The following is a 13,224-nucleotide window of genomic DNA, read 5'->3' as shown; positions in this document are numbered from 1 at the left end:
TTTTGAATTCGATTTAAGAGGAGGATGTCAGAATGAAAATTACCGTTGTAGGTGCAGGCAATGTCGGTGCAACTTGTGCAAACGTCATTGCGCAGAGAGAATTAGCTAGCGAATTGGTGCTCTTGGACATCAAGGAAGGCGTAGCTGAAGGCAAAGCGATGGACATGATGCAAACGTCGGCATTGCTTGGTTTCGACAGCCGCGTAAGCGGCAGCACTAACGATTACAGCAAAACGGCTGGCTCGAATGTAGTCGTGATCACCTCCGGTATTCCCCGCAAACCGGGCATGACCCGCGAAGAACTCATCGGCACGAATGCTGGTATCGTAAAAGGCGTTGTCGAAAACATCCTGAAGTATTCCCCGGATGCAATCTTCGTCATCATCAGCAATCCGATGGACACGATGACTTATTTGGCGTTGAAAGCCAGCGGACTGCCTAAAAACCGCATCATCGGTATGGGCGGCATTTTGGACAGCTCCCGCTTCAAATATTATCTCAGCCAAGCGATGGAATGCCCGTCCAGTGATGTACAAGGCGTCGTAATCGGCGGCCATGGCGACACTACGATGATTCCGTTGACTCGCTTTGCTACCCGTGCAGGCATCCCGGCTGCTCAGCTCTTGTCTGCCGATTGCCTGAAAAAAGTGGCGGCTGACACGATGGTCGGCGGCGCTACGCTGACCGGTCTGCTCGGAACGTCTGCCTGGTATGCTCCTGGCGCTGCCGGTGCGTTGCTGGTCGAAGCGATCGTACGCGATGAAAAGAAAGTATATCCTTGCTGCGTAGCATTGGATGGCGAATATGGCCAAAAAGATATCTGCCTGGGCGTTCCTGTCGTTATCGGCAAGAACGGCTGCGAAGAAATCGTCGATTTCAAACTGAACGCGGAAGAACAAGCCGAGTTCAATAAGAGCGCCGATGCGGTTCGCAAAATGAACCAGGTCCTGGCCGACATGAAAGTGATCTAAGTCAGGCTGACGAAGTGAAAAAACGGGGCGACTGCGGTCGCTCCGTTTTTTATTTATGAAAGCGGAGAAAAACGTGTCGCTTTTTAGAAAAAAATGTCGTAAAATAAGAAAGTAATGTTTTTTCTGACAATAAGGTCAGAGGGATGGGGAGGGAATTCTTTTGTCGACACGTCGGATGCCGATGGCGCTGCAATTGGCCTGTATGTTTTCCTTGGTAGCGGTTTTATTGTTGGGCGTATTGGGTTTTAGTCTTTACCAGCTGCAGGGAAGTAGTGCGCAAGGGGAGAATCTGCTGAAACACACGGCGGCTCGTTTGTCGCTCGTTAAGAGCGCGCATACCGATTTTACGCGGGCTTTGCTGGATATGCGAGGCTTCTTGTTTTATCCGGATGGCGCGGCATATGCGCAAGGCTACCGTGATAATATCAAAAAGAGTTTTGATAATGTGAAGCTCTTCCAGGAAAATTCAAAGCAGCCGGACACGGTCGAAGCCTCGAAGAAGCTGCAAAAACTGGTGGCGGACTATATTGATCTGGGTGAGCGACTGATCGTCGCGAAGCAGAAGAATGATCCGGGTCTGACCGCCATGACGGCGCAGGGGCGAAAACTGGTCAAGGAGATCGATGATCAATTCTCGGTCCTGACGCAGCTGCAGGAACAGTATATGGAAACGGGCGCCAATCAGCTGGTGGAAAACAGCCGGACGAGCGTGCGCCTGGCCGTCGCGGCGGCGGTGATGATCTTGCTCTTGGTGATTTTGATCGTCTATTTCTACAGCAAACGTACGGCCGGTCGTTTGGAGAAACTGAAGAACGATCTGCATCGCGTCAGTTTGCTTGATTTATCGCAGGACAGCCATCGGGCAGCGCTGAACGATGAGATCGGCGATATGGCCGCTGCGCTGCAGGATGTGCAACGCGAACTGCGCCGTTTTGTCGGCGGCGTCAACCAAGGCAGCCAGTCGCTGGCCGGTGCGAGCGAAATGTTGTCGCAGGCGGTTGCCGAACAATTGAAGGCGGTCGATACCGTTGCGCAAAGCGTGACGGAAATCGCCGGCGGCGTCGCGCAAAATACGAACAGCCTCGCCGGTTTGTCGGCGACGGTGCAGGAAATATCGGCCAATGCGCAGGCGATCAGCGCCAGCGCGGCGGAAGTGAGCGGCAGCACGGAAATCGCCGTTGGTGAAACGAACCAGGGAATGGCGCTGCTCGAGCAGGTGGTGAAACAGAACGCTTCGATTGGTCAGGCAATGGGCAATATCACCGAAGTGACCGATCACCTGGTTCAAGGCTCGGAGCAGATCAAAGGCATCGTTGGCGTGATCAGTTCGATCGCGGCGCAGACGAATCTTCTCGCGCTCAATGCCGCGATCGAGGCGGCGCGGGCCGGTGAGGCCGGACGCGGCTTTGCGGTCGTGGCGGAAGAGGTGCGCAAACTGGCGGAACAAAGCGCCAAGGCGACGGAAGACATCACCGGGATCATTGGCGTAATGGGCGATGAAATCGGCCGGGCTGCCGTTGCGGTCGGCGATGCCAACCAGGAAGCGGCCAGAGGGCGCGAGGCTGCGGACAGCACGCGGCAAGGCTTTTCCTCCATTCAAGAGAAACTGGCGACCGTGCAGCAGGGCATTCGCAGCATCGCCGAGGCGATGGAAGAGACGGCGCGCGGCACGCAGCAGATGGTACATGGCATTGAGTCGATCAGCGGCATTGCCGAAGGTACATCCTCGAATTCACAGGCCGTTGCCGCAGCAGCGCAAGAACAGGCAGCCGGCATGCACGGCATCGACCGTAGCGCGGTCGATCTGGAAAACCTGGCAAGAGAACTGGCGCAACAGGCGGCGCGTTTTAAAATATGAACGAAAAAAGCGCAGATGCTGTGCTTTGAGACTTTCGCCAAAACGCAATCAAGTGGGGCGTTTTTAACACGAAGAGTTGAAGAAGGGAAGAGCGGAAGGATTTTTAAATTCTTCTTCCTCTCTTCCCAGCGGGCCGATATGATCGGTCCGCTTCGATTCTTCGTGTTATCGTTTTTTTTACTCCTTCTGCCCCTTAATTTTATCGCATGCTATTTTTCAATTGTCTACACTCTGAGCGCAGGTACTGCGTTTTTTTCTGCGCGACGGACGCTTGTTAAAAAAAGGAATATGAGAATCGCGGCGAGAATATACAATCATTGTAGAAAGAGCAAAGGCGCTGGGCAGGAAATTCCTGCGGCGCTGGAGTATCGGCCCGAAAGGATAGTGGAGCCAAAGACGGTAAAGCGTTGAGCAGGCTGTACTGGAGGGAAAGGAATGTGGCATGTACTGGTAGCCGATGATTTGCCGGTAAACCGGACGCTTTTGATCAAAGTGCTCGGCAAGATGCCGGATGTGGTTTGGTTGGAAGCCGCCAGCGGCAGTGAAGCATTGGAGATCATGGAGAAAGAGGACGTCGATTTGCTGATGCTGGATTTGCTGATGCCGGATATGGACGGTTTTCAAGTGATGCAGGCGATGCGCGCCAAACGCAGCCTGCAGCATATTCCGATTCTCGTTCATTCGGCGGTGCAGGATCTTGACAGCATCCATCAGGCGCTCGGCATGGGCGCGTATGATTATTTCACCAAGCCTTTGACGCCGGAACAAATGAAATACATCATCCCGTTAAAAGTGCGCAACGCACTTGACAGCTATGGCGTGCAAAAGGAGTTGCGCCGCGCCAATGAACTGGTGGCGCGCGAATTGCGCCTGGCTGCTGCTTTTCAGCGACGTCTTGTCGGCGAAGAAAAACGCATTTGCACAAATGGCAGCCTGGTCGGCTTATACCTGCCCTGCCAGATGATCGGCGGCGATGTCTACGATTGTCTGCAGGTCGGCGACGCGTTCTGGGTGATGATGGCCGACGTTTCCGGGCACGGCATGGTCTCGGCGATGGTGGCTTCGATGGTCAAATTGGAATTTTATCATTGCGTGATGCGCGGCGGCAGTCCGGCAGAGATCTTAATGCAGATGAATGCGGTTTTTCACCATCTGACAGAAGGCGATGTCTTTCTGACCGCTTTTGTCGGTCAGGCAAGCGACGGTGTATTTCGTTATGCCAATGCTGGACATCCGAATCCTGCCTGGTGGAGAGAAGACGCGGCGCCTGATTTTCTCGGACAGGACAGTTTGCCGCTCGGCCTGTTTGCCGAAGCCGTGTACGAAGAGGAGACGTGCCCGATCAAAGACGGTGCCTGGCTGCTTTTATATACGGACGGCTTGCTGACGGAAGGCAATTGGTTTCAGGCGGACGTCAAGCGTCGCCTGACGAGTTTGCTCCACGACTGCAGGGACTGGTTGCCCGGACGGGAAAAGGAAGTGCTGGAATATTTGCGTCAGGCCTTCTTAGCCGAAGCGGAGCTAAAAGACGATGTGGCGATGGCCTTGGTGCGCTTAGAGTAATCGGGAGGAGGCGCGGACGATGAACTGCATACAGGTGGAAAAACTGCAGGAACTCTTGGAAATGATGGACGGCGATCAGGCGTGCGTAACGGAGATCGTCCGAGAATATCTGGCTGCCGGCTCGGACTGTGTGGCTAAACTGGCGCAGGCTGTGGAAACGGAAGATGCGCTGAACTTAAAGCGCGTTGCGCACAGTTTCAAATCCTCCAGCCATTACGTGGGAGCGGTTGATCTGGCCGGTGAACTGGCGGCGATCGAAGCGTTCGCGAACGCAGAGAATGTGGCCGATGCGGCGACGAGGATCGAGCCGGTTCGGCGGCAATATGCGCTGGCCGCGGCAGAACTTGAAATTTGGCTGCAGAAAGTATGAATGCTGGCAAAGAAGGCATTGTCTTGGACTGCAAGAGAGAGTATAATAGGGGCTAGCTTGATGCAGTGCAAGGAGGATATCATTGATTATGAGCGGGTTTTTACTGCGAATCTTGGCGATCGCGCTATTGGTGATGCTGGTCGCGCTCGAATTGCCGGGGCTGTTTGTCGATACGCTCGGCGCTTTGCTGGTTGCCGCACTGGTTGTTGGCCTGGCGAATGGAATATTGCGTCCCGTCTTTGCCCGTAAAGGCTGGCCGATGAAGGGCGCATGGCTGGTTGGCGCGGCGTTGCTCGTAAATATGATTGTTCCTGGTATGCTGATGAAACTGCTACCGGGCTTTCGCGTGGACAGCGCGATCCAGGCCGCGGCGGCACTACTGCTCCTGAGCGCTTCTAGTGCAGCGCTGAGCAAAGTTGTACAAGACCGATAACAGCAGGCGCCGAGGCGCCTGTTTTTAGTTTGAACGGACACATGGCAGGACGGCTCATAGCGCATGGCGCATAGTTAATGGCAGGATGGGCAGAACGACTTCGAGCCACGGGCCCAAAGCCCATAGCCCATAGCCATTCGTCACACACTATTTAGGAGGAACACGATGAAAATCAAATTAATCGCAATTGACATGGATGACACGCTCTTAAACAGCGAACTGGCGATCAGTGAAAGGACATTTGCCGCAGTGACGGCCGCACAGGCAAAAGGCGTCGCAGTGGCGATTGCGACCGGGCGGATGTTTTCCTCCGCACTGCCGTATGCGAAACAGCTGGCGATGCAGGTGCCGATCATCACTTACAACGGCGCTCTGATCCGCCATCCGCAAACGGATGCCACGCTTTTTCATCAGACGATCGAAGACGAAGCGGCGACGAAGGTCAGGCAGCTCTTCAAAGAGCGTGGCTGGTATCTGCAGGCGTATGTGAATGACCAATTATATGTGAAAGAACGGGGCAGGGAAGCGAAGTCTTATGAAGCCTTGGCGGGCATCCGTTCGATCGCTTTGGGCGACGACTTTTTTGCGCAGGCGCAGGCGCCGACCAAAATGCTGGCGATGGCTGAACCGGAGCTGTTGGCGGAAATAGAAGCGACGGTCAATGCGGCATTAGGCGGGCGGATTTTTACTGCCACCTCGAAGCCGACCTATCTCGAACTGATGCATCCCGACGTCAATAAGGGACGGGCGCTTGCCATGCTGGGCGAACATTTGGGCGTCGAACGCGACGAAATCATGGCGATTGGCGATTCCAACAACGACTATGCGATGCTTGAATATGCAGGGCTTGGTGTTGCGATGGGCAATGCTTCAGAGCGGGTAAAAAAAGTGGCGCAATTCGTGACCGACGGCAATGACGCGGACGGCGTCGCGCAGGCGATTGAACAGTTTATCTTAGCCTAGCGGCCTTTACAAATAAGTAACGTTGCGGTATGATAAAAGACGTTAACTGTATTTTTAAAACAGTTAACGTCTTTGCTTTTCAGAGAGCAGTTGGGCGGATTCTGTTTTAGGGAAGCGTGCTTTAAATTGCTTTCTAAATATAGAATGGTAATTTTTTTTAGAGACATGGTTAACTTTGAAAATAAAATAGTTTACGAGGAGCAATGAAAATGAATGAACACTTACAAAACATCCTGCGCTTAGGCGAAAAGGTCCTCGAGGGCGGAACTTTAAAGGAAGAGGAAGCGCTGCAACTGGCGGCGGTGCCGTATGAAGATCTGCCGTTCCTGTTGGCGATGGCGGATCGGATCCGGCAGGAATTTGTCGGCGCGGAGGTCGATCTCTGCGCGATCATCAACGGACGTTCGGGGAAATGTTCGGAAGATTGTCGTTTTTGCGCGCAGTCGGCGCATTATGGGGCGCAGGTCAAGGTCTACCCGCTCCTGGAAAAACAGGAGCTTGTCGCGGCCGCGCTGCAAGCGAAAGAAGCCGGGGCGCGCCGTTTCAGCATTGTGACGAGCGGGCGCGGCACGGAAAAGGATAAGGAGTTTTCTCTAATTCTTGAAGCGCTGCAGGCGATCAAAGAAAAGACGGGGCTTAAAGTCTGCGCTTCGCTCGGGACGCTGACGCAGGAACATGCACTGCAGTTGAAACAGGCGGGCGTCAGCCGATACCATCATAACCTGGAGACCGGGCGTAGCTTTTATCCGCGCATTTGCAGCACGCATACTTACGAAGACCGGGTCGTGACAATACAGCATGCGATGGCGGCGGGACTCGAGGTTTGCGCGGGCGGAATCATCGGTCTGGGCGAGAGCTTTGCGCAGCGAATCGAATTGGCGTTGACGCTGCGTAGGCTCGGCGTTCATTCGGTGCCGGTCAATATCCTCAACCCGATTCCCGGTACGCCGCTTGCCGGACAGCCGCCGCTCGCGCCGCAGGAGATTCTCAAAACGCTGGCTGTCTTTCGTTTTTTGCTGCCGGAACGCGGCATCCGCACTGCCGGCGGGCGGGAAGTGAACTTGCGCGATCTGCAGGGAACGGCACTCTTGGGCGGCGTCAGCGGCATGCTGATCGGCGGTTATCTGACGACAGGCGGACGCGAGCCGCAAGCCGACCTGAGGATGATTGCCGACTTGAATCGGGTGGTCGCGCCATGAGCGAACTCTATAGTTTGCGTATGCGCGCCGCGCAGGGCGGAGCGCATGAAGCTGGCGGACGCCATATTTCCGGCGCGGAAGCGATATTGCCGGAAGCGGAACTGAAAAGCGCTGCGCTTGCGATGCTGGAACGCGCGCTGGGCCATAGCCGGGGCAAGGCTGATTTTTTGCAACTGGTAGTCGAATGTGTGACGCCGGAAGAATTGCAAACGACGCCGTTGCTGCCGGTTTATGCGCAGGCGAATTCGGATATAGAGCAGGGACGGCGTTTGGCCTTAAAGGCGTTGACGCGTATGGGCGTTGCCAAAGAGGCGGCGCTCTCCGGACTAAATATGCTGGATGGCTTGTCTGACAGCATGCGCGGTGCGATGCTGGTCTGCGCAAAAACAGGTTGTCGTCTTGATGAAAGCGGTGCGCGCGGCATACGAGTAAGCCGAATTGGCAGCGCGGAGCCGGCTGCGTTTGCCGACTGGCTGCATCAGCATGCGATGCGCGGCGTGCATGTAAGAGAAGCACTTCTTTTGGCGAGTAAAGTGGCGGCCGCGCCAGGTATGGTCGCGGAACTTTGCTGGTCGGATGACCCGGAATATACGACAGGCTATGTCGCCGCAAAAACAGGCTATGTCCGTTTGCCGCATCTCAAAGTCTTGGGAAGTCCTGTCGGCGGCCGTATTTTTTTTGTTCGTCCGGAGGCCGATCTTAGAGCGCTGCGCCTTTATCTGGAAGAGACGGCGGTGTTGGTGAACGTGCCGGAGGCGACGGAAAGGAGTTGGCTGCAGCATGAAGTTCTGCCGTGAATATCTGGCAAGACGGCGCAGCGACGGTCTATATCGCGCAGTGGTCGAAACAAAGGCGCTTGACGCCGTACGGGTGCTGCGCCAGGGCCGCGAATGTTTGCTCTTATGCGGCAACGACTATCTCGGTCTGACGCAGCACCCGGCGCTTGCGCAAAAAGCGCAGTTGGCGGCGCAAGAAGAGGGAGTCGGCGCGGGCGGATCGCGCCTGATCAGCGGCAGCCATCCTTTATGTCAGGCGTTGGAACACGACTTGGCGGCGTGGAAAGGGACCGAAGCGGCGCTTGTTTTCAGCAGCGGCTACGCGGCGAATGTCGGTACGATCAGCGCGCTGGTCGGTGCGGGCGATGCGGTGTTCAGCGACCGGCTGAACCATGCCAGCATTATCGACGGCTGTCGTTTATCGGGCGCAGCGGTGTCCGTCTATGAACACCTGGATCTGGCCGACCTGGCGCGAAAACTCGCTGCACGCAAGAATGTCAGACGACGCTTGATCGTGACGGACGGCGTTTTCAGCATGGACGGCGATGTCGCGCCGCTCGACAAGCTGGCGGCGCTGGCGAAGGCACATGACGCCATGCTGATGGTGGATGATGCACATGCGCTGGGCACGCTCGGCGAGGGGCGCGGTACGGCGCATCATTTCGGCGTGGGCAAAGAAGTGACGATCCAGCTGGGGACGATGAGTAAGAGTTTGGCGGGCATGGGCGGATATGTCGCTGCCTCGCGTGAGGTCATCGAGTATCTGGTGAACTGCAGTCGAAGCTTCATTTTTTCGACCGCGCCTTCGCCGATGACGCTGGCGGCGGCGCGCGAGGCGCTGACCGTATTGCGGCGCGAACCGCAGCATCTGACGAAGTTGCAGGCTAACGGACAGTATCTGCGGCAAACGCTGCGCGCGGCCGGTTTGCCGATTCCTGAGGGCGAGACGCCAATCCTACCGCTTTTGCTGGGTTCTGCTACTGCTGCCAGCGAAATGTCGAAGCGACTGGAAAGCGCCTCTATCCTGGTCAGTGCGATTCGACCGCCGACGGTGCCGCGCGGCGAAAGTCGGCTGCGCCTGACGGTCTCAGCCGCGCATAGCCGAACACAGCTCGATTATGCGGCGAATGAAATCATCCGTTGCTGGCGGGCTTTGCAATAAAGTAGATAACGTCAAAAGAAAACGGGAGGATTTTGTATGGCTGGATTATTTATCACGGCGACGGACACGGAGGTAGGCAAGACCGTGATCACCGGCGCATTGGCGGCGGGCTTGAAGGAAATGGGGCTTGACGTCGGCGTCATGAAGCCGCTGGCTTCGGGCGGCAGCGTAGAATGGAAGGGTGTGCGTGTGGCGGAAGACGCCGCTTTTTTAATGCAGGCGGCCGGTATTTCCCCGTCAGAAGCGCCGCTGGTGAATCCGCTCTGCTTTGAACCGGCGCTGACGCCGGCGTTGGCTGCCAAAGTGAGCGGCGTCAGCGTCGACATGAAGCAGATCATACAAAGTTACCATCAATTAGAAGAACGTCACCAATATTTGCTGGTGGAAGGCGTCGGCGGAATGATTTCGCCGCTTTGCGATGATTACATTCTGGCTGATTTGGCGCAGGAACTGGCGCTGCCGCTGATCATCGTCGCGCGTGCGAATCTGGGCACGATTAACCATACGATTCTGACAGTCGAATATGCCAGACGGCGCGGCTTTGAAATCGCCGGCATCATCCTGAACCAATGGCCGGCGGAGGCGGGCGTGTTGGAAGAAAGCAATGCCTCCTATATCGAGCGTTTGAGTGGCCTGCCGATCCTGGGACGATTTCCGCGCTTTGAGGATCCGGCGCAATTGGCGCAACTGGCGAAGCAACATTTAAATTTATCTGCGATACAGCGGTGGCTGGAAGGAGAGAAGTGAAATGAAACAGGTGGAACAGTGGGATAAGGAGTATGTCTGGCATCCGTTTACGCAAATGAAAGAGTGGGTGGCGCAGCCTCAGCTCACGATTGTCGGCGGCGAAGGCGTCAAGCTGATCGATGATGAGGGTCGAAGCTACTATGACGGCGTCTCGTCGCTCTGGGTCAATCTGCATGGGCATCGCCATCCGACGATTAACCGCGCGATTGTCGAACAGCTCGATAAGATCGCCCATTCCAGCTTGCTGGGGCTGATCAATGAACCGGCTGCCCGTCTGGCGGCGGAGCTGATGGAGGTTGTCCCGGCCGGTCTGAAGAAGGTCTTTTATTCCGACGACGGATCGACCGCCGTTGAAATTGCGATCAAGCAGGCGTATCAGTATTGGCAGTTGAAAGGCAAAGCGAAAAAGAAAACGTTTGTCACGCTGGCCAACGCGTATCATGGCGATACGGTCGGAACCGTCAGCGTCGGCGGCATCGATCTCTTTCATCGCATCTTCAAGTCGCTGCTCTTTCCCAGCATCCAGGTGCCCTGTCCGAACTGCTATCACTGCCAATTGGCAAAGACGGAAGAATCTTGTGCGATGGCTTGTCTGACGGCTGTCGAAACCGTGCTGAAAGAGCGGCATGAAGAAATCGCCGCATTGGTCGTGGAGCCTCTGATCCAGGCTGCCGCCGGCATGCTGACGCAGCCGAAGGGATATCTGAAAGGTTTGCGTGAGCTGACGAAAAAGTATGATGTGCTCCTCTTGGTCGACGAAGTGGCGACCGGTTTCGGTCGTACCGGGAAGATGTTCGCCTGTGAACATGAAGGAGTTACGCCGGATTTCCTGATGGTGGCCAAAGGAATCACCGGCGGATATCTGCCTCTGGCCGCCACCTTCATGACGCAGGAAATCTATGAGGCTTTTCTGGGCGACTATGGCGAGCAAAAAACATTTTTTCATGGCCATTCCTATACGGGAAACCCGCTGGCTTGTGCGGCGGCGCTCGGCAATCTGCAGGTCTTTCGCGAAGAGCGCCTGTTGGAGAGTCTGCCAGGCAAGGTGGTGCAGGTAAAAACGGCATTAGACAAGATTGGTAAGCTAAAGCATGTCGGCGATATTCGGCAGTGCGGCCTGATGGTCGGCATCGAGCTGATGGCTGACGCCAAAACGAAGACGCCGTATCCCTGGGAAGCCGCAGTCGGCGCGCGCGTTTGCGCCGAAGCGAGACGGCTGGGCATGATTATCCGCCCGCTCGGCAACATCGTTGTCTTTATGCCGCCGCTCGCCAGCAAGGAAACAGAACTGGCGGAAATGACCGCAATCCTGGAAAAAGCGATCCGCAGCGTAACGGAAGATGGCGCAGGCCAAGACAGTCCGGCGGTGTTTATTTAACGGCAAGCGGGAAGGCTTTAACACGAAGAGAGAAGAAAAAAATAAAGAAGGGAAGGGTTTTTATAAAAAATCCTTCCCTTCTTTTTTCGTGTTGAAGTCAGGTGCAGTTTTCGGCTGCTTTTGCTTTTTTTCGCCTTTTCCCCTATAATTGGAGAAATATAAGGAAGGTGATTTTGCATGCAGATTTTAGTGGACTTGCATACGCATACCGTTTCCAGCGGCCATGCGTACAGTACGATAATGGAAAATGCGCAGGCGGCCGCCAAGCGCGGCATAACGATGCTGGCAATGACCGATCATGGGCCGGCGATGCCGGGTGGGCCGCACGAATATCATTTCGGCAATCAAAAGGTGATTCCGGAATATCTGTCGGGTGTGCGTATCCTAAAAGGCATTGAAGCGAATGTGCTCGATGCGGCGGGAAAACTGGATTTGCCGGTGGGACGCCTCAATAAGCTCGATATCGTCCTGGCCGGATTGCATACCAAATGCGCGCCAAATCAGGGGTGCGAAGCCAATACGGCGATGCTGATCGCGGTCATGCGCAATCCGCTGGTCGACGTCATCGTCCACCCGGGAAACCCGGAGTATCCGGTCGATATTCGCGCGGTCGTCGAAGCGGCGAAGGCGAACGATGTGGCGCTTGAAATCAACAACAGTTCCTTGAAACAATCGCGCTGCGGCAGCCGCCCGCTTTGCCTGGAATTCGCCAGACTCGCTTACCAGTCCGGCACGAAGCTGGTGCTGGGCACCGACAGCCACTTTGCCGATGCGGTCGGCGATTTTGGCGAAGCGTTGGTGCTGCTTGAAGAAGCGGGCGTACCGCTCGATTATGTCTTGAACACGATGCCGGAACGGGTGCTGGCGCATTTGGCGCGGCATCGCGCTCCGAAATAAGGAGGATTGCATATGGAGGCTGTAAGATTAGTGATTATCACCGGCCTGTCCGGCGCGGGCAAGACGCAGGTCGTGCGGGCGCTGGAAGAACTGGGCTATTTTTGCGTGGACAATTTGCCGCCGATGCTGATTCCGAAGTTTGCCGAACTGTGTTCGCAGTCTGCCGGACAGGTCAGCAAAGTGGCGCTGGTGGTCGACAGCCGGGGACGCGGCTTTTTTGACCATCTGGTGCAGGTGCTTGAAGATATGGAAGAGCAGGGCATTCAATATGAAATGATTTTTCTTGAGGCTTCCGATCAGGCGTTGATCCGTCGCTACAAGGAGACCCGTCTGCGCCATCCGCTGGCGCCGCACGGCCGGATTAGCGAGGGAATCGAGCGCGAACAGCAGAAGGTCGCGCCGCTTCGCGGCCGGGCGACGCATATCATCGACACCAGCGATATGACGACCGCGCAGCTGAAAGAAAAAGTCACTGGTTTATTTGCCAACGGCAGTGACATGGGAAAGATGAACATCACCGTCGTTTCGTTCGGTTTCAAATTCGGTATGCCGATGGATGCCGATATGGTCTTTGACGTCCGCTTCCTGCCGAATCCTTATTATGTGGAAAACTTACGCCGCAAGACCGGCATGGTTCCGGCGGTGCGCGACTATATTTCGAAATGGCCGGTGACGCAGCAGTTCATGGAGAAGTTATCCGGCATGATCGAGTTCCTTGTGCCGAACTATACAAAAGAAGGCAAGAGCCAGCTGGTCATCGCCATCGGCTGTACCGGCGGCATGCATCGCTCGGTCTATGTCGCCAGCAAAGTCTACGAGCAGGTGAAGAAGATGGGCATGAAAGTCACGCTGGAACACCGGGATGTGAAGCAGAACGTCGTCGAAGAACATATCGAGGAAGTGTGAG

At 55.6% G+C, this 13,224-nt stretch carries 13 protein-coding genes; all 13 read left to right on the top strand.

The window, feature by feature from the left end:
- Positions 1-32: 32 nt before the first annotated feature.
- The 13 genes from mdh to rapZ all read left to right on the top strand — a co-directional run bounded on the left by mdh (position 33) and on the right by rapZ (position 13,223).
- Positions 33-971 carry a malate dehydrogenase gene (gene mdh, locus QTL79_RS02860; RefSeq protein ID WP_346353428.1) on the top strand — a complete coding sequence of 313 codons (939 nt, stop codon included), beginning with the start codon at positions 33-35 and terminating at the stop codon, positions 969-971.
- 160 nt (positions 972-1,131) lie between these two features.
- On the top strand, positions 1,132-2,829 hold the full coding sequence (locus QTL79_RS02855) for a methyl-accepting chemotaxis protein (RefSeq protein ID WP_346353427.1): 1,698 nt from the start codon (positions 1,132-1,134) through the stop codon (positions 2,827-2,829).
- Between the two features lie 435 nt (positions 2,830-3,264).
- On the top strand, positions 3,265-4,392 hold the full coding sequence (locus tag QTL79_RS02850) for a SpoIIE family protein phosphatase (RefSeq protein WP_346353426.1): 1,128 nt from the start codon (positions 3,265-3,267) through the stop codon (positions 4,390-4,392).
- 19 nt (positions 4,393-4,411) lie between these two features.
- Positions 4,412-4,762 (top strand): Hpt domain-containing protein, encoded by a 351-nt coding sequence (locus QTL79_RS02845; protein WP_346353425.1) that lies wholly within the window; start codon positions 4,412-4,414, stop codon positions 4,760-4,762.
- 88 nt (positions 4,763-4,850) lie between these two features.
- Positions 4,851-5,195: a phage holin family protein gene (locus tag QTL79_RS02840; protein ID WP_346353424.1), complete on the top strand. Its 345-nt coding sequence runs from the start codon at positions 4,851-4,853 to the stop codon at positions 5,193-5,195.
- A 165-nt stretch (positions 5,196-5,360) separates the two neighbouring features.
- Entirely contained in the window at positions 5,361-6,158 is a 798-nt protein-coding gene (locus QTL79_RS02835) for a Cof-type HAD-IIB family hydrolase (RefSeq protein WP_346353423.1), read from the top strand.
- A 209-nt stretch (positions 6,159-6,367) separates the two neighbouring features.
- Positions 6,368-7,357 (top strand): biotin synthase BioB, encoded by a 990-nt coding sequence (gene bioB / locus QTL79_RS02830; protein WP_346353422.1) that lies wholly within the window; start codon positions 6,368-6,370, stop codon positions 7,355-7,357.
- Complete coding sequence (locus QTL79_RS02825) at positions 7,354-8,154, top strand: 6-carboxyhexanoate--CoA ligase (protein ID WP_346353421.1); 801 nt, start codon at positions 7,354-7,356, stop codon at positions 8,152-8,154. Before bioB ends, QTL79_RS02825 begins: the two co-directional genes overlap by 4 nt.
- Positions 8,138-9,295, top strand: coding sequence for an 8-amino-7-oxononanoate synthase (gene bioF, locus QTL79_RS02820; RefSeq protein ID WP_346353420.1), 1,158 nt, complete (start codon positions 8,138-8,140; stop codon positions 9,293-9,295). Before QTL79_RS02825 ends, bioF begins: the two co-directional genes overlap by 17 nt.
- Before the next feature lie 36 nt (positions 9,296-9,331).
- The gene (gene bioD, locus QTL79_RS02815; protein WP_346353419.1) at positions 9,332-10,042 is read left to right on the top strand and encodes a dethiobiotin synthase; all 711 of its coding nucleotides are present in this window, start codon (positions 9,332-9,334) and stop codon (positions 10,040-10,042) included.
- Position 10,043: 1 nt separating this feature from the next.
- Complete coding sequence (gene bioA / locus QTL79_RS02810; RefSeq protein ID WP_346353418.1) at positions 10,044-11,420, top strand: adenosylmethionine--8-amino-7-oxononanoate transaminase; 1,377 nt, start codon at positions 10,044-10,046, stop codon at positions 11,418-11,420.
- Between the two features lie 177 nt (positions 11,421-11,597).
- The gene (locus QTL79_RS02805; protein WP_346353417.1) at positions 11,598-12,317 is read left to right on the top strand and encodes a phosphatase; all 720 of its coding nucleotides are present in this window, start codon (positions 11,598-11,600) and stop codon (positions 12,315-12,317) included.
- 12 nt (positions 12,318-12,329) lie between these two features.
- Entirely contained in the window at positions 12,330-13,223 is an 894-nt protein-coding gene (gene rapZ, locus QTL79_RS02800) for an RNase adapter RapZ (RefSeq protein ID WP_346353416.1), read from the top strand.
- The last annotated feature ends 1 nt before the right edge of the window (position 13,224 follow it).

This window comes from Azotosporobacter soli, assembly GCF_030542965.1.
GTDB classification, from domain to species: Bacteria; Bacillota; Negativicutes; order SG130; family SG130; genus Azotosporobacter; species Azotosporobacter soli.
Note: the sequence above shows the minus strand (reverse complement) of the source record. Positions and strands in the feature narration are given on the sequence as shown.